At 65.1% G+C, this 22,299-nt stretch carries 18 protein-coding genes and 1 pseudogene; 17 read left to right on the top strand and 2 right to left on the bottom strand.

The genetic code is table 11. The features are described from left to right. Positions 1-5: 5 nt before the first annotated feature. The 3 genes from rpoS to rlmD all read left to right on the top strand — a co-directional run bounded on the left by rpoS (position 6) and on the right by rlmD (position 3,462). A complete protein-coding gene (gene rpoS / locus QFZ94_RS21675; RefSeq protein WP_368582899.1) occupies positions 6-1,094 on the top strand; it encodes an RNA polymerase sigma factor RpoS in 1,089 nt (362 codons plus the stop codon). Between the two features lie 4 nt (positions 1,095-1,098). Beyond that, positions 1,099-1,875: a 3'-5' exonuclease gene (locus QFZ94_RS21670; RefSeq protein WP_368582901.1), complete on the top strand. Its 777-nt coding sequence runs from the start codon at positions 1,099-1,101 to the stop codon at positions 1,873-1,875. A 156-nt stretch (positions 1,876-2,031) separates the two neighbouring features. Further along, positions 2,032-3,462: a 23S rRNA (uracil(1939)-C(5))-methyltransferase RlmD gene (gene rlmD / locus QFZ94_RS21665; protein ID WP_368582902.1), complete on the top strand. Its 1,431-nt coding sequence runs from the start codon at positions 2,032-2,034 to the stop codon at positions 3,460-3,462. Positions 3,463-3,553: 91 nt separating this feature from the next. On the opposite strand, the gene QFZ94_RS21660 is transcribed toward rlmD, so the two are convergent. Beyond that, on the bottom strand, positions 3,554-4,414 hold the full coding sequence (locus QFZ94_RS21660; protein WP_013089357.1) for an outer membrane protein assembly factor BamD: 861 nt from the start codon (positions 4,412-4,414) through the stop codon (positions 3,554-3,556). A gap of 38 nt (positions 4,415-4,452) precedes the next feature. On the opposite strand from QFZ94_RS21660, the gene QFZ94_RS21655 reads away from it, so the two are divergent. From QFZ94_RS21655 to QFZ94_RS21595, 13 genes are all read left to right on the top strand, one after another. Further along, complete coding sequence (locus QFZ94_RS21655; protein ID WP_429459401.1) at positions 4,453-5,703, top strand: RluA family pseudouridine synthase; 1,251 nt, start codon at positions 4,453-4,455, stop codon at positions 5,701-5,703. Next, positions 5,700-6,566 (top strand): peptidoglycan editing factor PgeF, encoded by an 867-nt coding sequence (gene pgeF, locus QFZ94_RS21650; RefSeq protein WP_429459399.1) that lies wholly within the window; start codon positions 5,700-5,702, stop codon positions 6,564-6,566. Before QFZ94_RS21655 ends, pgeF begins: the two co-directional genes overlap by 4 nt. Positions 6,567-7,166: 600 nt before the next feature. Next, positions 7,167-8,972 carry a class I poly(R)-hydroxyalkanoic acid synthase gene (phaC, locus tag QFZ94_RS21645; protein ID WP_429461877.1) on the top strand — a complete coding sequence of 602 codons (1,806 nt, stop codon included), beginning with the start codon at positions 7,167-7,169 and terminating at the stop codon, positions 8,970-8,972. Positions 8,973-9,152: 180 nt separating this feature from the next. Beyond that, entirely contained in the window at positions 9,153-10,334 is a 1,182-nt protein-coding gene (locus QFZ94_RS21640; protein WP_018432060.1) for an acetyl-CoA C-acetyltransferase, read from the top strand. 227 nt (positions 10,335-10,561) lie between these two features. Then, positions 10,562-11,302, top strand: a complete 741-nt coding sequence (locus tag QFZ94_RS21635) for a 3-ketoacyl-ACP reductase (protein ID WP_176108639.1) — start codon at positions 10,562-10,564, stop codon at positions 11,300-11,302. A 137-nt stretch (positions 11,303-11,439) separates the two neighbouring features. Next, positions 11,440-12,057, top strand: coding sequence for a polyhydroxyalkanoate synthesis repressor PhaR (phaR, locus tag QFZ94_RS21630; protein ID WP_176108638.1), 618 nt, complete (start codon positions 11,440-11,442; stop codon positions 12,055-12,057). 428 nt (positions 12,058-12,485) lie between these two features. After that, positions 12,486-13,529: a tRNA dihydrouridine synthase gene (locus QFZ94_RS21625; RefSeq protein ID WP_429459397.1), complete on the top strand. Its 1,044-nt coding sequence runs from the start codon at positions 12,486-12,488 to the stop codon at positions 13,527-13,529. Between the two features lie 81 nt (positions 13,530-13,610). Continuing rightward, complete coding sequence (rimO, locus tag QFZ94_RS21620) at positions 13,611-15,005, top strand: 30S ribosomal protein S12 methylthiotransferase RimO (RefSeq protein WP_368585971.1); 1,395 nt, start codon at positions 13,611-13,613, stop codon at positions 15,003-15,005. Positions 15,006-15,008: 3 nt separating this feature from the next. Then, a complete protein-coding gene (locus tag QFZ94_RS21615; protein WP_429459395.1) occupies positions 15,009-15,959 on the top strand; it encodes a sugar kinase in 951 nt (316 codons plus the stop codon). 85 nt (positions 15,960-16,044) lie between these two features. Next, the gene (gene bktB / locus QFZ94_RS21610) at positions 16,045-17,229 is read left to right on the top strand and encodes a beta-ketothiolase BktB (protein ID WP_410849162.1); all 1,185 of its coding nucleotides are present in this window, start codon (positions 16,045-16,047) and stop codon (positions 17,227-17,229) included. A gap of 61 nt (positions 17,230-17,290) precedes the next feature. After that, positions 17,291-17,956: a hypothetical protein gene (locus tag QFZ94_RS21605; protein ID WP_429459393.1), complete on the top strand. Its 666-nt coding sequence runs from the start codon at positions 17,291-17,293 to the stop codon at positions 17,954-17,956. An 84-nt stretch (positions 17,957-18,040) separates the two neighbouring features. After that, positions 18,041-19,225, top strand: coding sequence for a cystathionine beta-lyase (locus QFZ94_RS21600; RefSeq protein ID WP_429459391.1), 1,185 nt, complete (start codon positions 18,041-18,043; stop codon positions 19,223-19,225). 458 nt (positions 19,226-19,683) lie between these two features. After that, on the top strand, positions 19,684-19,815 hold the full coding sequence (locus QFZ94_RS21595) for a hypothetical protein (RefSeq protein WP_429459389.1): 132 nt from the start codon (positions 19,684-19,686) through the stop codon (positions 19,813-19,815). Between the two features lie 74 nt (positions 19,816-19,889). Here QFZ94_RS21595 and serB read toward each other — a convergent pair whose 3' ends face one another. Beyond that, complete coding sequence (gene serB, locus QFZ94_RS21590) at positions 19,890-20,729, bottom strand: phosphoserine phosphatase SerB (RefSeq protein WP_429459387.1); 840 nt, start codon at positions 20,727-20,729, stop codon at positions 19,890-19,892. Positions 20,730-21,015: 286 nt separating this feature from the next. On the opposite strand from serB, the pseudogene QFZ94_RS21585 reads away from it, so the two are divergent. Then, positions 21,016-22,258: pseudogene (locus tag QFZ94_RS21585) on the top strand (cytochrome P450). Positions 22,259-22,299 lie beyond the last annotated feature (41 nt).

Genomic DNA, 22,299 nt, shown 5'->3' with positions numbered 1-22,299 from the left:
CGACCATGCCGAAATCGAAGCGCCGCCCGCCGCAAGCCGAGTCTGAGACGATCAGCGAAGTCACGTCCGCCGCAGTGGACGAAAGCGGCGCTTCGGAAGTGGAAGAGGAGATCGTCGAGGAGCGCGATCTCGACGAACGCCAGAGCGGCCTCGACGACAGCGAGGGCGCCGACGCGCGCGAAAGCACCAGCGACGCGCTGCCCGACGCCGACGACTTCCGCGCACTGCTGCAGGCCGAACTCACGGCCGACACGATCCAGCATTATCTAAACCGCATCAGCGTGAAGCCGCTGCTCACCGTCGAGGAAGAGCAGAAATATTCGCGCCTTGCCAAGGCCGGCGAGTTCGAAGCGCGGCAGGTGATGATCGAGCGCAATCTGCGGCTGGTCGTCAGCATTGCCAAGGGTTATCTGAATCGCGGCGTGCCGCTGCTCGATCTGATCGAGGAGGGCAATCTCGGCCTGATGCACGCAATCGAGAAATTCGATCCGACGCGCGGCTTCCGTTTTTCGACTTACGCGACGTGGTGGATTCGCCAGAGCATCGAGCGCGCGATCATGAACCAGGCGCGCACCGTGCGCTTGCCGGTGCATGTGATTCGTGAGCTCAACCAGGTGTTGCGGGCGAAGCGCCATCTGGAAAAGAACTCGATGAATTCGGGGGAAGCCGCCGAGCGCCGCGACGCGAGCATCGACGACATCGCCTATCTGACCGGCAAGACCACCGACGAAGTCACCGACATCCTCGCGCTGAACGAGCACACCGCGTCGCTCGACGCGCCGCTCGACCTCGATCCGGCGAGCAGCCTGCTCGATCTGCTGTCGGACGACCAGAGCCAGTCGCCAGACGCCGAGGTGCAGCATCGCGAGCTCGAAACGCTGACACGCGCATGGCTCGCCCGTTTGTCGGACAAGCACCGCCATGTGATCGAGCGGCGCTTCGGTCTGAATCATATCGAGCCCGCCACGCTCGAAGAGCTGGCCGACGAAATGGGCCTCACGCGCGAGCGTGTGCGCCAGATCCAACAGGAAGCGCTGGTGCGACTGAAGCGCTTCTTCGCCTCAAACGGTGTCCGCAAAGACGCCGTTCTCTGACCTGATGACACCGATTCTTGTTTTCGACATCGAGACGATTCCCGATGTCGCCGGCATCCGCCGTCTTGAAGATTTGCCCGCGTCGATGAGCGACGCCGAGGTCGCCGAGCACGCGTTCGCCGCGCGCCGCGAAAAAACCGGCAGCGATTTTCTGCCGCATCACCTGCAACGGGTCGCGGCGATTTCCTGCGTGTTTCGCGACAACAACGGTTTTCGCGTGCGCTCCCTCGGCACGCCCGAGGACGGCGAGGCGACGCTCGTGCAGTCTTTCTATCGCGTGATCGAAAAGTACACGCCGCAACTCGTGTCGTGGAACGGCGGCGGTTTCGATCTGCCGGTGCTCAACTATCGCGCGCTCGTCAACGGCATCCCCGCCTATCGGTTCTGGGATGTCGGCGAGGACGACCGCGACTTCAAGTGGAACAACTACATCAGCCGCTACCACGCGCGCCATACCGACCTGATGGACGTGCTCGCGATGTACCAGGCGCGCGCCAACGCGCCGCTCGACGCGCTCGCGAAGATGTGCGGCTTTCCGGGCAAGATGGGGATGGACGGCAGTCAGGTGTGGCAGGCGTTCCAGCAAGGCCGCATCGAGGAAATCCGCAATTATTGCGAGACCGACGTCGTCAATACGTACCTGCTGTATTGCCGCTTCCAGCTGATGCGCGGCGGCTTTTCGCCGTCGGAGTATGCTGATGAGATCAACCTCGTGAAGAACGCGCTCGCGCTGGAAACCGCGCCACAGTGGGCGGAGTATCTGGCGGCGTTCGAGCCTTGAGGGCGGCGCGCGAGTAGGGCGTCCGCCGGGGCGCCGCGCTGCAATCCGGGCCGCGATATGGACACGCTCCGGGCGCGGTCCACGCCACGCCACTGGCAAGCCCGGCGCTTCGTCTACAATCTCGCCTTTCCCCATAGTTTGCCAGGAAGTCCGCAGGTGTCCCGAACTGCCCCCCAACGTCGCTCGCCGCGGCGCTCATCGAAGCATGCCAGGGCGCACGCCCCGGCGCCGGCGCCCGCCATTACCGGCAACGAACCGGTCATCGAAATCGTTTCGCTCGATATGGAAGCGCGCGGCGTGGGCCGCACCGCGGGCGAAGACGGCACGCCAGGCAAGGTCGTGTTCGTCGAAGGCGCACTGCCGGGTGAACTCGTCAGTTATTCGACGCATCGCAGCAAGCCGAAATTCGAGCAGGCCGAAGTCGTTCAGGTGTTCCGCGAGAGTGTGACCCGCACGACGCCGAAATGCACGTACTTCAACATCTGCGGCGGCTGCTCGATGCAGCATCTCGACATGCGCGCGCAGGTCGCGGTCAAGCAGCGTGTGCTCGAGGACAACCTGCAGCATCTGGCGAAGCTGCGCCCCGAAACGGTGTTCCGGCCGATTCACGGACCGTCCTGGGGTTACCGCTATCGCGCGCGGCTCGCGGTGCGCTATCTGCCGGAGCGCGGCGGCATGCGCATCGGCTTTCACGAGAAGAAGAGCAGCTATATCGCCGACATGAAGACTTGCGAGGTGCTGCCGCCGCATGTGTCGGCGATGCTGATGCCGCTGCGCTTCATGGTCCGCAAGCTGTCGATCTACGACCGTATGCCGCAGCTCGAGCTCGCGGTCGGCTCGTCGGTCACGGCGCTCGTCGTGCGCAACCTGGAACCGCTGACGGCCGCGGACGAGCAGGTGCTGCGCGAGTTCGCGGACGAACACAAGGTGCAGTTCTGGGTCCAGCCGGGCGGTCCCGACACGGTCACGCCGCTTTATCCGCTCGACGTGCAGCTCGACTACACGCTGCCGGAATACGGCATCCGCATGCCGTTCAAGCCGACTGATTTCACCCAGGTCAATCACGCGATCAACCGTGTGCTGGTGAGCCGCGCGTTGCGCCTGCTCGCGCCGGCGCGCACGGACCGCGTGCTCGACCTGTTCTGTGGGATCGGCAACTTCACGCTGCCGCTCGCGCGAATCTCGCGGGAAGTGGTCGGTATCGAGGGCAGCGAAGTTCTGACCCAGCGCGCGCTCGCGAACGCGGAGCTGAACGGCGTCGCCGGCCATACGTCGTTCGCGTGCCGCAACCTGTTCGAAGTCACCGCCGACGACCTGCGCGCGCTCGGCCATTTCGACAAATTCCTGGTCGATCCGCCGCGCGAAGGCGCGCTCGCGATCGCGAAGGCGCTCGCGGAGATCGCCCAGAGCGGCAACGGGCCGCTGCCGAAGCGCATCGTCTACGTGTCGTGCGCGCCGGGCACGCTCGCGCGCGATGCCGGGCTGCTCGTGCATGAGGCCGGCTATCGGCTGGTAGGCGCGGGCGTCGTCAACATGTTCCCGCATACGTCGCACGTGGAATCGATTGCGCTGTTCGAGCGCGATTGAGTCTCGCCGCGCGCACAAACGAAAACGCCACGACCGAGGTCGTGGCGTTTTCGTTTTCAGACGACGGTCTATGCCGTCGGCGCGTGAGGCGTCAGAACTGCCACCACGACTTCGCGGTGCCGGGCCGTGCGTGGCCGGTCACGTACGGGCTGTCGGGGAAAGTGCCGGCCAGCACGCGGCGCGTGTCGTCAGCGAGTTGCTGGTTGTTCAGCTTCTCGTACGACAGAATCATGATATGCAGCGCGTCTTCGATGGCCGGCGCGTTCTTGTACTCGCGCAAGGCGAGCTGTGCGCGGTTGATGGCGGCGACATAGGCGCCGCGGCGATAGTAATAGTCCGCCGCGTGGACTTCGTGCGATGCCAGCGCATTCACGATGTAGCGCATGCGCTGCGCGGCGTCCGGCGCGTACTTGCTGTTCGGGAAGCGGTCCACCACGACCTTGAACGCGTCGTACGACTCGCGCAGCGATTTCGGATCGCGTTCGCTCATGTCCTGGCCCGAGAAGCGGCCGAACAGACCGAGGTCGTCGTTGAAGTGGATCATGCCCTTCAGGTAATACGCGTAGGCGATGTCCGGGTGATCCGGGTGCAGCTGGATGAAGCGGTCGATGGCCTGGTCGGCGGCGGCGTTTTCGTTGTCTTTCCAGTTGCAGTACGCGACGTTGATCTGCGCCTGCTGCGCGAAGTGGCCGAACGGGTCGCGGCCTTCGAGCAGCTCGAAATACTTCGCGCATTTGCCCCAGTCACCACCGGTCAAGGCGTCGTTCGCCTCCGTATATAATTTGTTGTTATTCCACGTTGCCGTTTCGTCGGTCTTCTCCGGCAGGCCGTGGCAAGCCGCAACAGCGACGACGGCCGCGGCGCACGCAATGTATCCGGCCACTTTCCGGGCCGCCTTCTTGATGGCCGCCAAATTGATCGCCGCTTCAGTGATGGTGTTCAAGGCTCGCATTTTCCAGTCTAGCTTTACGTCCAGGTGACCCAGATTCAATGACCCGCTCAAATACTCCAGGCACCGCAGGCGCCGGGAATAGCAACAAAGATTATAGCGTAAGCGCCGACCCGGCCGACGCGTTGGGCGTCGATTCCCTCGATGACGATTTCGCCGGCGACGCGCTCGCCGAAAGCGGTCCGCAATGCTCCGAGGCCACGGCTGCGCCCGTGCCCGTGCGCGCGGCCGACGAAGCGCCGCGCAGCGTCGTGGTGCCCGACGAACTGGCCGGCGAGCGCCTCGACAAGGTGCTCGCCAAAGTGTTCCCGGAGTTCTCGCGCAGCCGTCTGCAAAGCTGGATCGAGGCGCAGCGGGTGCGAGTCGACGGCAAGCCGGCGAAGATCCGCCAGCCGGTGCCGCTCGGCGCCACGATCGAGCTCGTGCCCGATCTGCTGCCCGAGCAGCTCGCGTTCACGCCCGAGCCGGTGCCGCTCGAGATCGTCTACGAGGACGACACGCTGGTCGTCATCAACAAGCCGGCCGGCATGGTCGTGCATCCGGCGGCCGGCAACTGGAGCGGCACCGTGCTGAACGGACTGCTGCACCGCTATGGCGAGGCCGCGGCGGGTCTGCCGCGCGCGGGCATCGTGCACCGGCTCGACAAGGAGACCTCGGGGCTGATGGTGGTCGCGCGCACACTCGAGGCGCAGACCGACCTCGTGCGTCAGTTGCAGGCGCGCACGGTCAAGCGCCGCTACCTCGCGCTCGTGTGGGGCAACATGCCCGACGAAGGCACGATCGACGCGCCGATCGGCCGCGACCCGCGCGAGCGCACGCGCATGGCCGTGGTGACGGGCGCGGCAGGCAAGCCGGCGCGCACGCATTTCCGGCGCGTGGCCGCGGCGATCTGGCAGCGTCAGCCGGTCACGGCGATCCACTGCGATCTGGAGACCGGCCGCACGCATCAGATTCGCGTGCATTGCGCGCATATCGGTCATCCGCTGCTCGGAGACCCGGTGTACGGACGCGCGCGCGGCAAGCGCTCGGTCACGCCGCTGCCGGACGGCTTCGCGCGCCAGGCGCTGCACGCGTGGCGGCTCGGCCTGATCCATCCGAAGACCGGCCGCTCGATGCAATGGCGCGCCGACGTGCCGGCCGACATCGAGGCGTTGTCGGCAGCGCTCGGCCTGGGTCGCGACGACGCGGGCGAGTTCGACGACGCGTATGCCGAGGACGAGGACTACGGTGCATCGTTCGACGACGGCGCGTACGATGAAGACAGCGACCACGACGAGGACGACCACGCATGAGCGCCAATCTGCCGGAGCTGGGTTTTGCCGATGTCGTGCAACCCGCATGGAACGTCTCGCCGCGCGTGCGCGCGCTCGTGACCACGCGCGACGGCGGCGTCAGCGACTCGCCGTTCGGCCGCTGGCGCGACGGCGCCGACCAGCCCGGCGGGCTGAACCTGGGCCTGAAGACCGGCGATGATCCGGCCGCGGTCGCGAGCAATCGCGCACGGCTCGTCGCGCTGACCGGTGTTCGCGAAACCGCGTGGCTCGAACAGATTCACGGCGCCGGCATCGTGCGCGCCGAGGACGCGGTCGCGCACGCGCGCGAGCACGGCGCGGCGCCGCCGCGCGCCGACGCGAGCGTCACCGATCGCGCGGGCGTCGCGTGCGTCGTCATGGTGGCCGATTGCATGCCGGTGCTGTTGTGCGACGAAGCGGGGCGCGCGGTCGGCGCCGCGCATGCCGGCTGGCGCGGACTCGCGGCAGGCATCGTCGAGCAGACTGCCGCGCGGGTCGCGGCACTGGCGGGCGTGCCGGCCGCCGAGTTGCATGCGTACCTCGGACCGTCGATCGGGCCCGACGCATTCGAAGTCGGTCCAGACGTGCGTGACGCCTTCATGACTGATGTCGACGGCGCACAACGCGATGCGATCGCGAAGGCGTTCGTCGCGCATCCCGCGAATGCCGGCAAATATCTCGCCGATCTGCCGGCGCTGGCGCGCCTGCGCCTGCAGCGGCTCGGCCTTACGCGTATCGGCGGCGGCGATCTGTGCACGGTCACGCTGCGCGAGCGCTTTTATTCGTATCGCCGTGACCGCGAAACCGGCCGTATGGCCGCGTTGATCTGGATCGACGAACAGGCGCAATCGATTGCCGATTAATTCGGGGTGGCGCGCGCGCATCTCGTCATATTTTTAAAATCGAACGGTTGCTTATTTTGCGTGAATGCGCACCGGTTCGAGCTTCACGAATGGCACTGCAGACCCGTCACTGAAGGCCTTGCCCGGCCTTCAGACACATTTTTTGTTGCACTGCCGGAAGGATTGCCGATAGCGCGAATTCCCCGCCTGCTCTGTGGGCGACCGAACGAATAAATATGCTTAAGTACCATGCGCCGCAGGACTTTTTTCGATTGGCGTGCGGCATGGAACATTTATTCGCAAAAGCGCGATTTGCCATACAGGGAAAACGATAATTAAAAAAATATCGCACTGCGGCAAAATCGGGAGCAAGCATTGACATGCCTTGTGATGGGGAGCAAGAATGTTCCTTCTAAGCTCCTCCTCGTTCATGGGACAGGGTGTGACGAAGTCGCGAGCAATCGCTCCGTGCGCACGAACCTGCCTCTCAACCCGTCCGCAAGGACTTACCGGTCAAAAGCAGGCATGGCAGCATCTCATTCCTCAGCTTCCCCCAGCACGGACTCCTCGAAGGAGCAGACGCAGCAGGCCGGTACGAGCGGTGCATCGTCAGCCGCAGGCATGCAGCAATTTCTCGACGCCTGGATGAACGCCTGGCGTTCGTTCGGCGCTCAGCCCAATGGCGCGGCATTCCAGATGCCTTCAATGCCGCAGATGCCGGACCTCGCGCAGATCACGGCGGGCTTTCCGCAAATCCCGGCATTTCCCGGCATGCCCGACTTCAGCAAGTTGGCCGCCGGCGCGCTGCCGGGGTTGAGCATTCCCACCGCCGCGATTCCGCCCGAGCGTTTGCAGAAGCTGCAAACCGACTATTCGCGCGAGGCGATGGAACTGATCCAGCAGGCCACCACCTCGGCGATCAAGGCGCCCGAGCTCAAGGACCGGCGCTTTAGCGCGGACGCCTGGAGCCAGGCGCCGGCTTACGCGTTCACCGCCGCGTGGTATCTGCTGAACGCGCGCTATTTGCAGCAGATGGTCGACGCGCTCGATACCCAGCCGAAAACCCGCGAGCGCATTCGCTTCGCGGTCCAGCAGTGGACCGCGGCGGCCTCGCCGAGCAACTTCTTCGCGCTGAATCCCGAAGCGCAGAAAACGCTGCTCGACAGCAAGGGCGAGAGCCTGCGCCAGGGCGTGATGAACCTGCTCGGCGACATGCAGCGCGGCAAGATTTCCCAAACCGACGAATCGCGTTTCACGGTCGGCGAGAACCTCGCGAACACCGAAGGCTCGGTCGTGTTCGAGAACGATCTGCTGCAGCTGATCCAGTACAAGCCACGCACGGCGGCCGTGCGCGAGCGGCCGCTCCTCATCGTGCCGCCGTGCATCAACAAGTACTACATCCTCGACCTGCAGCCTGAAAACTCGCTGGTCGCGCACGCGCTCGATTCGGGCCACCAGGTGTTCCTGATTTCGTGGCGCAACGCGGATCAGTCGATCGCGCACAAGACGTGGGACGACTACATCGGCGAGGGCGTGCTCACTTCGATCGACACAGTGCGCCAGATCAGCGGCCGCGAGCAGATCAATACCCTTGGCTTCTGCATCGGCGGCACATTGCTCGCCACCGCGCTCGCGGTGGCCGCGGCGCGCGGCGAACATCCGGCCGCGTCGATGACGCTGCTCACCGCGATGCTCGACTTCTCCGACACGGGCGTGCTCGACGTCTTCGTCGACGAGGCGCACGTGCAGATGCGCGAGCAGACCATCGGCGGCAAGAACGGTGCGCCGCCCGGGCTGATGCGCGGCATCGAATTCGCGAACACGTTCTCGTTCCTGCGCCCGAACGACCTCGTGTGGAACTACGTCGTCGATAACTATCTGAAGGGCCGCACGCCGGTGCCGTTCGACCTGCTGTACTGGAACAGCGACTCGACCAATGTGCCGGGGCCGATGTACGTCTGGTATCTGCGCAACACGTATCTCGAGAACAAGCTGCGCGAGCCGGGTGCGCTGACCACCTGCGGCGAGCCGATCGATCTGTCGAAAATCGACGTGCCGACCTTTATTTACGGTTCGCGCGAAGACCATATCGTGCCGTGGCAAACCGCGTATGCGTCCGCGCCGCTGCTCTCCGGGCCGCTGAAGTTCGTGCTCGGCGCGTCGGGTCATATCGCCGGCGTGATCAATCCGCCCGCGAAGAAAAAGCGCAGTTTCTGGAAGCTCGAGAGCGACGCGAAGACGCTGCCCGCAAGCGCGGACGAATGGTTCGACGCGGCGACAGAAGTGCCCGGCAGCTGGTGGCCCGAATGGACCGAGTGGCTCGATCAGTACGGCGGCAAGAAGGTGAAGCCGCGCGCCACGCTGGGCTCCGACGAATTCCCGGTCATCGAGCCGGCGCCGGGCCGCTATGTGCGGCAACGGGAGTAGGTTTCACGCACGGGCTCGACGCGCGCGTCCGAAGTTGCTGCGCAGTCGGCCGGTGCATAGGTGTTTGGCAGGTGAATGAGCGTCTGGTTGATGAAGGCGTGAGAGCAACGCAAGTTGCAACGCAATTTTTAACGTAACGGGCTGCGGCGCAGTTTGCCGGGATGCCCTGAGGATATGGAAATGACTGATGTTGTGATCGTATCGGCCGCTCGTACTGCAGTGGGCAAGTTTGGTGGGTCGCTGGCGAAGGTTGCCGCACCTGAACTCGGAGCGATCGCGGTGCGCGCCGTACTCGAACGGGCAGGCGTGAAGCCGGAACAGGTGAGCGAGGTTATCCTGGGCCAGGTGCTGACGGCGGGCTCCGGTCAGAACCCCGCGCGTCAGGCGCTGATCAAGGCGGGTTTGCCGTCGGCCGTGCCGGGCATGACGATCAACAAGGTTTGCGGCTCCGGTCTGAAGGCCGTGATGCTCGCGGCCAACGCGATCATCGCCGGTGATGCGGACATCGTCGTCGCAGGCGGCCAGGAAAACATGAGCGCCGCGCCGCACGTGTTGCCGGGTTCGCGCGATGGTTTCCGCATGGGCGACGCGAAGCTGATCGACTCGATGATCGTCGACGGCCTGTGGGATGTGTACAACCAGTACCACATGGGCGTGACGGCTGAGAACGTCGCGAAGGAACACGGCATCACGCGCGAACAGCAGGACGCGTTCGCGGCGCTGTCGCAGAACAAGGCGGAAGCCGCGCAGAAGTCGGGGCGCTTCAACGACGAAATCGTGCCGGTCGAGATTCCGCAGCGCAAGGGCGAACCGCTGCGCTTTGCCACCGACGAATTCGTGCGTCACGGCGTGACGGCGGAATCGCTCGCGGGCCTGAAGCCGGCGTTCTCGAAGGAAGGCACGGTCACGGCGGCGAATGCGTCGGGCCTGAACGACGGCGCGGCCGCGGTGCTCGTGATGTCGCTGAAAAAAGCGGAAGCGCTCGGCCTCACGCCGCTCGCGCGCATCAAGGCGTACGCGAATGCGGGTGTCGATCCGAAGGTGATGGGCATGGGCCCGGTGCCGGCTTCGCGCCGCTGCCTCGAGCGCGCGGGCTGGACGCCGGCCGACCTCGATCTGATGGAAATCAACGAAGCGTTTGCCGCACAGGCGCTCGCCGTGCACAAGCAGATGGGCTGGGACACGTCGAAGATCAACGTGAACGGCGGCGCGATTGCGATCGGCCACCCGATCGGCGCGTCCGGCTGCCGGATTCTCGTTACGCTGCTGCACGAAATGCAGAAGCGCGATGCGAAGAAGGGGCTGGCGTCGTTGTGTATCGGCGGCGGCATGGGTGTCGCGCTCGCGGTCGAGCGAGTTTAAAGTACGCTGGGTACGCCGCGCGCGATCGCGACCGTTCGCGCGCGGCCTTCGCCGGCACAGGCATCTGGCCGCGCCGCACGCCAACTGGCGGTGCGGCGCGCTGCAACAGATGACTCGTGTCGGCAGCGCGCGTTGCCAGACGGTCGCCCGGCGGCAACGTGAACCGGCATCAGGCCAGGCACGAGGCCGCCGGCAGGCGCCTCGACAACGATAACGGAGTGTGGTTTATGACACAGCGAATTGCGTACGTAACGGGCGGCATGGGCGGCATCGGCACCAGCATCTGCCAGCGTCTGCACAAGGAAGGCTTCAAGGTGATCGCGGGCTGCGGCCCGAATTCGCCGCGCCGTGCGAAGTGGCTCGACGAGCAGAAGGCGCTTGGCTTCGACTTTGTCGCCTCCGAGGGTAACGTGGGCGACTGGGAGTCGACCAAGGCCGCGTTCGACAAGGTCAAGGCCGAAGTCGGCGAGATCGACGTGCTGGTCAATAATGCCGGCATCACGCGCGACGTTGTGTTCCGCAAGATGACGCACGAAGATTGGACCGCGGTGATCGACACCAACCTGACGAGCCTGTTCAACGTCACCAAGCAGGTGATCGACGGCATGGTCGAGCGTGGCTTTGGCCGCGTGATCAACATTTCGTCGGTGAACGGCCAGAAGGGCCAGTTCGGCCAAACCAATTATTCGACGGCGAAGGCAGGCATCCACGGCTTTACGATGTCGCTCGCGCAGGAAGTCGCGACCAAGGGCGTGACCGTCAACACCGTGTCGCCGGGCTACATCGGCACCGACATGGTCAAGGCCATCCGCCCGGACGTGCTGGAAAAAATCGTCGCGACGATTCCGGTGCGCCGCCTCGGTCAGCCGGACGAAATCGGCTCGATCGTCGCATGGCTCGCGTCGGACGAATCGGGCTTCGCCACCGGCGCGGATTTTTCGCTGAATGGCGGCTTGCATATGGGCTGAGCTATCGGCGCGCCGGACCGGAAGGCGGCGCGCTTCGGCTCAGATGGTTTCGCCGGCGTCCCGGCTGCGCAATCGATTCGATCGCACAGCCCGGACGCCGTTTCCGCGTTTGCTTAACTCGAGCTTAAAGGCGTTACATGACTACTACTACAAAGAAAACGGCCGAACGACTGATCAAGAAATATCCGAATCGTCGGCTCTACGACACGGAGACGAGCACCTACATCACGCTGACTGATGTGAAGCAGCTCGTGCTCGATCAGGAAGATTTCAAGGTGATCGATGCCAAGAGCAACGAGGACCTCACGCGTTCGATCCTGCTGCAGATCATTCTCGAAGAGGAGAGCGGCGGCCTGCCGATGTTCTCTTCTTCGATGCTGTCGCAGATCATCCGGTTCTACGGTCATGCGATGCAGGGCATGATGGGCACGTATCTGGAAAAGAACATCCAGGCCTTCATCGACATTCAGGCGAAGCTCGCCGACCAGTCGAAGAATCTGTATGAAGGCAAGGCGATGAACCCTGAAGTCTGGTCGCAGTTCATGAACATGCAGGCGCCGATGATGCAGGGCATGATGACCAGCTATATCGAGCAATCGAAGAACATGTTCGTGCAAATGCAGGAGCAGATGCAGAACCAGGCGAAGACCATGTTCGCCACGTTCCCGTTCACGCCGGGCGGCGCGGTCAATGCGAACAACGCGAGCAATGCGCCCGCTACGCCACAGGGCAATCCGGAGCCGGAAAAGAAGTGAGCGAGTGAATGGCGGCGAGATCCGCTCGGTTCGACCGGGGCTTCCGGGTAGCCCGCGGACGCGCAGCCGGCCTTCATAGCTGCAGCGGCATCGCGCGACCTGGCTGAGCGAGCTACTGGCCGTCGGCGTACCGTTGGCATCCGGCTGCTGCGTTGCCAATCTCCCAGATGGCTCGCAGGAGTGCGCAGCCACCGGCGCGCTACAATATCGGCCCGCGCGTGGGGACGCTTTTCCGTCGGAACCGGATTCAGGCCGCGGTCTAAGGTCCGTCGCGCCCCTCTGCCGGCACATCGCTGCTAGCGCCGTTATCGTTTTCCTTCCGCTGACCCGCCTTATGTTTCAGACCGTCTCCCCGATCGCGTCCGAGTCTTCCGTTGCGAAGGCCGCACGGATCGTTCTTCGCTGATCCGCCGTTCACCCATATTCTCATGAGCCGGCTGTTTCTCGCCCCAATGGAAGGGCTTGCGGACTACGTACTGCGCGACGTGCTGACCAGCGCGGGCGCTTTCGACGGCTGCGTGTCCGAGTTCATCCGCATCACGGGCTCGATGCTGCCCACGCGCGTCTATGAGCGCGAGGCGCCCGAGATCCTGCACGCGAGCGTGACCGCCAGCGGCACGCCGATGGTGATCCAGCTGCTCGGCAGCGATCCCGAGTGGATGGCACGCAATGCCGCGTACGCCGCCACGCTGTCGCCGTACGGTATCGACCTGAACTTCGGCTGTCCCGCCAAAGTCGTCAATCAGCATGGCGGCGGCGCGATGCTGCTCGCGACCCCGAAGCTGCTGAACCAGATCGTCTCTGCCGTGCGCGCCGCGGTGCCGGCCGATATCGCGGTGACGGCAAAAATGCGCCTCGGCGTGTCCGACACGTCGCGGGCGATCGAATGCGCGCAGGCGCTGGTGGACGGCGGCGCGGCCTCGCTCGTCGTGCATGCGCGCACGCGCGACGACCGCTACCGGCCGCCCGCCCACTGGGAGTGGGTCGCGCGCATCGACGACGCCGTCGATGTGCCCGTCATCGCGAACGGCGAGGTCTGGACGGTCGCCGACTGGCAGCGTTGCCGCTCTGTCAGCGGCTGCGCGGACGTGATGATCGGCCGCGGCGCGGTGTCGGACCCGTTCCTCGCGCAGCGAATTCGCGGGCGCATGGACCCGTGCCCGTCGGCCGGCGAATGGCCGCAGGTGCTGGGTTCGATCGCCGGCTATCTGAACAAGCTGCGGGCGCACGGTTCACTGACCCATGAGCACGGCCGCGTCAAGCAGTGGCTCAGCTACCTGCAGCGGACCTGGCCGCAAGCGGCCGAGCTGCATGCGGCGATCCGGCGAGTGCAGGACTCTGACGAAATTCTTACGGTGATCGGCCAGGCGCTGGCGGCCGCAGGCGCGTCGGCGCCGACGCGTGAGCACGTTTTGAGCGCCGAAAACAGCGAGCTGAATCAACCCGATCCTGCCGAACTGATCCCCGTTTGAAGACTAGAATTCAAAGACTTACGAGCGGTGGCGGTGGCGAACCGCTACAATTCACGGTTTAACGTCTTCAAGCGGTTCCCCATGTCTTCCACCCCCTCGAACGCTCCGGCCGCGCCGGGCGCCACGCCGAAAGTCGGCTTCGTTTCCCTCGGCTGCCCCAAGGCCCTCGTCGATTCCGAGCAGATCATCACGCAGCTGCGCGCCGAAGGCTACGAAATCTCCGGTACCTATGACGGCGCGGACCTCGTGGTCGTCAACACCTGCGGTTTCATCGACGAAGCTGTGCAGGAAAGCCTCGACGCGATCGGCGAAGCGCTCAACGAAAACGGCAAGGTGATCGTCACCGGCTGCCTCGGCGCGAAGAAAAGCGCGAGCGGTTCCGGGCTGATCGAGGAAGTGCATCCGAAGGTGCTCGCGGTGACCGGCCCGCACGCGGTCGGCGAGGTGATGCAGGCGGTGCACAGCCATCTGCCGAAGCCGCACGATCCGTTCGTCGATCTTGTGCCTGCCGCCGGCGTCAAGCTCACGCCGCGCCACTACGCGTATCTGAAGATTTCCGAAGGCTGCAATCATCGCTGCACGTTCTGCATCATCCCGTCGATGCGCGGCGATCTGGTGTCGCGTCCGGTCGCCGAAGTGATGCTCGAAGCGGAGAACCTGTTCAAGTCCGGTGTGAAAGAACTGCTCGTGATTTCGCAGGACACGAGCGCATACGGCGTCGACGTCAAATACCGCACCGGGTTCTGGAACGGCAAGCCGATCAAGACGCGCATGACGGATCTGGTCGCCGCGCTCGGCGAACTCGCCGCGCAATACGGCGCGTGGGTGCGTCTGCATTACGTGTATCCGTACCCGAGCGTCGACGAAGTGATTCCGATGATGGCCGCGGGTCCGTACAAGGGTCACGTGCTGCCGTATCTCGACGTGCCGTTCCAGCACGCGCATCCGGAAGTGCTCAAGCGCATGAAGCGCCCGGCCAACGCGGAGAAGGTGATGGAGCGCGTGAAGGCGTGGCGCGAGATCTGCCCGGATCTGACGATCCGCAGCACGTTCATCGCCGGCTTTCCGGGCGAGACCGAAGAGCAGTTCGAGACGCTGCTCGATTTCATCCGCGAGGCGGAGCTCGATCGCGTCGGCTGCTTCGCGTATTCGCCGGTCGAAGGCGCGAGCGCGAACGAACTCGACGGCGCATTGCCCGACGAAGTGCGTGAGGAACGTCGCGCCCGTTTCATGGAAGTGGCCGAGCAGGTGTCGGCGAAGCGCATCGCGAGGAAGGTCGGCAAGACGCTGAAGGTGCTGGTCGACGAGATCAACGCGGACGGCGGCATCGGCCGCACCGCGGCGGATGCGCCGGAGATCGACGGCGTCGTCTATATCGCGCCGTCCACCAAGGCGTCGAAGCGCTACAAGGTCGGCGATTTCGTGTCGGTGAAGATCACTGGCGCGGACGGCCACGATTTGTGGGGCGAGGTCTAAGCGATGACGCCCGGCGCGGCCGCACGGCCTGAAGCTCAAACACCGGACATCCTCGCGCTCGGCGAGGCGATGATCGAATTCAACCAGTCGGCGAAGGATCAGCCGAACTACTTGCAAGGCTTCGGCGGCGACACGTCGAACTTCTGCATCGCGGCCGCGCGCCAGGGTGCGAGGACCGGCTTTGTATCGGCGGTCGGCGCCGATCATTTCGGACGCCTGCTGGTCGACCTGTGGGAGCGCGAGCAGGTCGACACGTCGTTCGTGCGTATCGATGCGCAAGCGTCGACAGGCGTCTATTTCGTATCCCACGGTCCCAACGGCCACGCGTTCGACTATCTGCGCGCGGGCTCGGCGGCGAGCCGCTATGCGCCCGCCGATCTGCCGCGCGACGCGCTCGCGGCGGCGAAGGTCATCCATCTGTCCGGCATCAGTCTCGCGATCAGCGTCAGCGCTTGCGACGCCGCGCTCGAGGCGATCGCGCATGCGCGCGCGAATGGCGTGCGCGTGAGCTTCGACACCAATCTGCGTCTGAAGCTGTGGCCGCTCGCGCGGGCGCGCGCGGTGATGCTCGAGGCGATCCGCCAGACCGACATCTGCCTGCCGAGCTGGGACGACGTCACCGAACTGACCGGGCTGACCGGCTGCGACGAAATCGTCGATTTTCTGCTGTCGCACGGGCCGAGCGTGGTTGCGCTGAAGCTCGGCAAGGACGGCTCGTATATTGCGACATCTAACGAACGACGCGTCGTGCCGGGTTACGTCGTCGATGCGGTCGATGCGACCGGCGCCGGCGACTGCTTCGGCGGCGCATTCATCGCGCGCATCGTTGCGGGCGACGATCCATTTGCGGCCGCGCGCTACGCGAACGTCGCCGCCGCGCTGTCGACGCAAGGTTATGGCGCGGTCGCGCCGATCCCGTCGCGCGAGACCGTCGAGCGGCTGCTGGCAGGCTAGATATTACGTAAGCCGCGCGCGGCGCAGCATGGCCCGCGTTGGCGCAATCATCCAGGCGAACTGGAGACAACAGGAGGGGCAAGCGATGCAACGGGACGTAGTGGTGGTAAGCGGTGTGCGCACGGCAATCGGCACGTTCGGCGGCAGCCTGAAGGATTTTGCCCCGACCGATCTCGGCGCGCGCGTCGTGCGCGCAGTGCTGGAGCGCGCGAGCGTGTCGGGCGATGAAGTCGGGCACGTCGTGTTCGGCAACGTCGTGCACACCGAGCCGAAAGACATGTATCTCGCGCGCGTCGCGGCGATCAACGGCGGGGTCGCGCAGCATACGCCCGCGCTGACAGTGAACCGGCTGTGCGGCTCGGGCTTGCAGGCCATCGTGTCGGCCGCGCAAAGCGTGCTGCTCGGCGATGCCGATATCGCGATCGGCGGCGGCGCCGAAAACATGAGCCGCGCGCCGTACTCGATGCCGGCCGCGCGCTTCGGTCAGCGCATGGGCGATGCGCGTCTGGTCGACATGATGGTCGGCGCGCTCAACGATCCGTTCCAGTCGATCCATATGGGCGTGACCGCCGAGAACGTCGCGCGCAAGTACGACATCTCGCGCGACGCGCAGGACGCGCTCGCGCTCGAATCGCACCGTCGCGCGGCCCACGCGATCACGAGCGGCTACTTCAAGGAACAGATTCTGCCGATCACGCTTGCATCGAAGAAGGGCGACATCGTATTCGACACTGACGAGCACGCGCGGCTGAACGCAACCGCGGACGACTTCGCGAAGCTCAAGCCGGTGTTCGTGAAGGAGAACGGCACGGTGACGGCGGGCAACGCGTCGGGCATCAACGACGCGGCCGCGGCCGTCGTGCTGATGGAGCGCAGTGTCGCCGAGCGGCGCGGCGTGAAGCCGTTGGCGCGGCTCGTGTCGTACGCGCATGCGGGCGTCGATCCGGCGTATATGGGCATCGGGCCGGTGCCGGCGAGCCGCAAGGCGCTCGAGCGGGCAGGTCTGACGGTCGCCGATCTCGACGTGATCGAGGCCAACGAGGCATTCGCCGCGCAGGCCTGCGCGGTCAGCAAGGAGCTCGGTCTCGATCCGGCCAAGGTCAATCCGAATGGCTCGGGCATTTCGCTCGGCCATCCGATTGGCGCGACCGGCGCGCTGATCACCGTGAAGGCGCTGTACGAGCTGCAGCGCATCGGCGGGCGCTATGCGCTCGTCACGATGTGCATCGGCGGCGGCCAGGGCATCGCGGCGGTTTTCGAGCGTCTGTGACCGCGCACGGCAGGCCGGCCCGGCATAGGTAGCAAGCAGGAACCAGCAAAGGATCGACAGGATGCGGGAAGCGAAAGTGACGAAGGGTTCGGTAACGCGCGCGTTGCGTCAGCGCGCCGGCGTGGCGGCAAGCGCCGTCGCGCTGCTGTGTGCCGGCACGGTGCTGTGGATGCCGTCGCAGGCGTGGGCGGAAAGCGATGCGGTCAAGGAGCTGGCCGCGCCGCCGCCGATCCAGCTGCCGCTGAAACCGAGCCCCGAGTTCGCGAAGTTTCCGCACTACGTGGGCACGCTCGGCGCGCGGCCGATCGTGCTGCGGCTCGGGCCCAAGACCGACGATCCTTCCGGTGTGCACGGCGAGTATCAGTACACCGATAACGGCGAGGTGATCCTGATCGCGGGCGACCGCGTCGGCGATACGCTCGAAGTCGAGGAATCGAACGACGGCACGCATATCACCGGCAACTGGGTCGGCAAGTTCGCGGCGGACGGCTCGCTCGAAGGCGACCGCATGAACGTCGACGATTCGAACCCGCAGGAATTCAATCTGAAGCCCCTGGCGGCGGGGCAGGCGGTACCGGCGGCCGGTTCGGCCGGCGCGGCGGCCAAGGCGGCCATCCCAACTCCGCAGCCGGCTGCTGCGAACGGCGCAGTGGCGGCTCCGGAGCCGGCATCCGCTGCCGGCGGGCACCCGGTGGGCGGCGTCAGCAACCTGCAAACCGGCGACTGATGCGTACGCACGCCGGGCATCTTGAGTCGCGCGGCGCGGCCGTTGCTTCAGGCCCGCTTCTCCGTGTTTTTCATCGAGCTCTACATGACTGAATCCAAACCCAAACACCGCCTGCAGACCCGCATCGTGCGTGCCGAGGACGACATCACGCCGGGCTTCGAATCGTTTTCGACGCCGGTCACGCGGGCGTCGACGGTGGTGTTCCCCGATCTCGCGGCGATGCGCGCGCTCGACTGGAAAAACGACGCGCAATGGCGCTACGGCCTGCATGCGACACCGACGCAGATCGCGCTCGCGCAACGCCTTGCCGCGATCGAGGGCGGCAAACATGCGCTGCTGCAGCCGTCGGGGCTGTCGTCTATATCCAACGTCTACTTCGGCCTCGTGAAGGCCGGCGACGACGTGCTGATCCCCGATAACGTCTATTCGCCGAACCGCGACCACGGCGACTGGCTCGCGCGCGATTTCGGCATCACGGCGCGTTACTACGATCCGCTGATCGGTGCGGACATTGCCAGGCTGATCCAGCCGAACACGCGCCTGATCTGGATCGAAGCGCCCGGCTCGGTGACGATGGAAGTGCCCGACGTGCCGGCCATCACGGCGGCGGCGCGCGCGCGCAACGTCTTCACCGCGATCGACAACACATGGTCTGCCGGCCTCGCGTTCCGGCCGTTCGACCACGGCGTCGATATCTCGGTGCAGGCGCTGACCAAGTACCAGTCGGGCGGCGGCGACGTGCTGATGGGCGCGACGATCACGGTCGACCGCGACGTGCATGTGAAGCTGAAGGCGGCGCGTATGCGCATGGGCATCGGGGTGTCCTCGGACGACTGCTCGCTGATCCTGCGCAGCCTGCCGAGCATGCAACTGCGTTTTGCTCAGCACGATCGCGCGGCGCTGTCGCTCGCGGCGTGGTTGAAGAACCGGCCGGAAATCGTCGCGGTGCTGCATCCGGCGCTCGCCGACTGTCCGGGGCACGAAGTGTACAAGCGTGATTTCACCGGCGCGGGCGGCCTGTTCTCGGTCGTGTTCGACGAGCGATACGGCGCGGCGCAGATCGACATGTTCTGCGAATCGCTCGAACTGTTTTCGCTCGGCTGGAGCTGGGGCGGCGCGCATAGCCTCGCGATGCCGTACGACATCGCGTCGATGCGCACGGCGGCTGAGTGGCCGCACCGCGGCACGCTGGTGCGTTTCTATATCGGTCTGGAAGACGAGGCTGATCTGCGGGCGGATATCGAGCAGAGCCTCGCTAAGCTCGCTTAATACGCGTCAGCCTGTTCGACACGTTGTCCGAGAAGCCCGTCGGGATGCGTTCCCGGCGGGCTTTTTTGTTGCCCGGAGTATCGAGCGGATCTGACCGTTTGGCCGAATGTTCGATGCGGGTGCGCGACGCTACGATCGTGTGCTTGCCGAATAACGTTGCCGCGCTCGGGGAGGGGCTTCGATGAATCTTTTCTTCTGGGTGTTGCTGAATCTCGCGGTGCCGATTGTTGGGCCGATTTTTACGCTTGCGCTCGTTGCGCCCGCGTATGGCTGGCGCATTGCCCCACGGCCGTGATGGCATGCTTGCTCAAGGTGCGGCAGGATGGCTTCGTCACCGCTCTCGATGACAGGCAGACCGAGTCCATGGTTGGCGCGCTTTCACGTGGGGCGATAAGCGCGTCGATTTTCACGATCTGCCTGGCGGCGTTTCTGTTCGCGGCCCTACACATTTACCTCTTATGAAACAATTTATCCTGTCGTTGGAAATAGGCAAAAATCACGACCGCATCATGAAGGGCGTGTTGATCTTCAACGTCCTGATTTCCATCGGCATGTTCGCCCTGTTTCTGCCGGCCATTTTCAACCGATAACAACACGGTTCGCGCATTTCGCCAACGCGTCGGCCGTGGTGCCGACGCGATAACGAGCCCCTCGAGCACCAGCCTCAAAACAACCGCAGCAACCCGTCCAGTCCAACGAAATTGAACGACACGCTGGCTGCTTCGCGCACCACCGGCTTCGCGCGGAATGCAACGGAAAGTCCCGCTTCGGCCATCATTTTCAGGTCGTTCGAGCCGTCACCCATCGCAATGGCGCGCGAAGGCTCGATCCCGAGCGTCGCGCAGGTTTCGCGCAGCGTGCGCGCTTTCACGTCGGCATTGACGATCTCGCCAATCACGTTGCCGGTCAGCTTGCCGTCCACAATTTCAAGCGTATTCGCACGCGTGAAATCGAGGCCGAGGCGCGCCTTCAGCTTCGCGGTGAAGAACGTGAAGCCGCCCGACACGAGCAGCGTTTTCAGGCCCGCCTGTTTCGCGCCGGCGAGCATGCGTTCGGCGCCCGGCGACAACTGCAGCCGCTCTTCGTACACGCGTTCGAGCGCGCTGGCGTCGAGCCCCTTGAGCAGCGCGACGCGGCGCGTCAGGCTTTCGTTGAAGTCCTTGATCTCGCCGCGCATCGCAGCCTCCGTGATCGCCGCGACTTCGGCTTTGAGCCCGCAGAAATCGGCGATTTCATCGATGCACTCGATCGTGATCAGCGTCGAATCCATGTCCATCGCGACGAGTCCGAAGTCGCGCAACTGGCGGCCGGCTTCGACAAACGCGTAGTCGAGTTGATGCGTGTAGCAATACGCTTCGACGTCGGCGCGTTGCGCGAGGGTCGCGCCGGCGATGCGAATCGCGTTCTCGTCGATGACGGCGGGTTGCGAGCCGCGCGCGAGCGCGACGAGTGTTTTGTGGTGGTCGGCGGAAAGGGGGGCGACGCTTTGAATGACGAGGTTCATGGACGACCAGTGACGCGGGAAGAAAGAGGCGCGTGGCGCGCGGAAAATCCCGCTATTGTATCGGTTCCGTTCGCCGCGCCGTCGCGGGCGGCCGTAGCGGGCGGGTTGGCCGTGCGCTCCGGCAGTGCACAGTTCATACTGACGCATCGAATCGTGTGGCGCAGTCGTCGTCAGGTTGATTGAAGTCGGCGGTCTGCGTATCGCCGTAACGGAACAGACCGAACAAATACGGTCACACGAACCCGCCACATCACAGGCGCAACAAGACGCCCCACGGAGACAACGCATGACCCCGGCAACCGCCAGCGACGCTTCCTCCCTTGCCCGCGACTTCGATCTGCGTCATCTAAGTTCCGCGTTCTACGCCGATCCCTATCCGGTCTATCGCGCACTGCGCACCTATGAGCCGATCCGCCGCATGCCCGACGGCTCGCTGTTCCTGACGCGCTTTCGCGACGTCCAGGCGGTCTACCGCGACCCGAAGACCTTCAGTTCCGACAAGACCGTCGAGTTCCGCCCGAAATACGGCGACTCGCCGCTTTACGCGCATCACACCACGAGCCTCGTGTTCAACGATCCACCGCGCCATACTCGCGTGCGCAAGCTGATCGCCGGCGCACTGACCGCGCGCGCGCGATCGCGGCGATGGAGCCCGCGTTGATCCGGCTCGTCGACGACCTGCTCGATGCGGCCGCGCAGCGCAGGCGGTTCGATCTGATCGGCGAGTTCGCGTCGGCGATTCCGGTCGAGGTCATCGGCAATCTGCTCGACGTGCCGCACGACGAACGCGCGCCGCTGCGAGACTGGTCGCTCGCGATACTCGGCGCGCTCGAGCCGTCGCTGAGCGGCGACGCGCAGTTCGAGCGCGGCAATCGCGCGGTCAGCGAATTCGTCGACTATCTGCGCGGCCTCGTCGCACGCCGCCGCCGCGAGCCCGGCGATCCGCAGCACGACGTGCTGACGCGGCTGATTCAGGGCGAGGGCCCGCACGATCAGCTATCGGAGGCCGAGCTGCTGCAGAACTGCATTTTCATCCTGAACGCGGGGCACGAAACGACCACCAACCTGATCGGCAACGGGCTCGTGACGCTGAGCCAATGGCCTGACGAGCGTGCCGCGCTGCTGCGCGAGCCCCCGAGTTGATCGGCACCGCGGTCGAGGAGTGTTTGCGCTTCGAAAGTTCGAACCAGCTCGGCAACCGCATGACCACGGTCGATACCGAGATCGGCGGCGTCGCGGTCGCGCGCGGCACGCCGGTCACGCTGTGCATCGGCGCGGCCAATCGCGATCCCGAGCAGTTTGCCGAGCCGGACCGCTTCGACATTCGCCGCGATCCGAACCGGCATCTCGCTTTCGGCTTCGGGATTCATCAGTGCGCGGGCATGTCGCTGGCGCGGCTGGAGGCGCGGATTGCGATCGGGCGCTTCGTGCGGCGCTTCCCCGCGTATCGCGTCGATGGCGAGCCGACGCGGGGCGGGCGCGTGCGGTTTCGCGGGTTTGCGTCCGTGCCGGTCCTGCTCGAGCCTTGATACGACCTCCGGGTAGCGCGCGCGAACAAGGACAGCCGTAG

Origin of the sequence: Paraburkholderia sp. JPY465, assembly GCF_050436725.1 — a bacterium.
GTDB lineage: Bacteria > Pseudomonadota > Gammaproteobacteria > Burkholderiales > Burkholderiaceae > Paraburkholderia > Paraburkholderia youngii.
The sequence above is the reverse complement of the archived record's forward strand: the minus strand, read 5'-3'. Positions and strand labels throughout refer to the sequence as shown.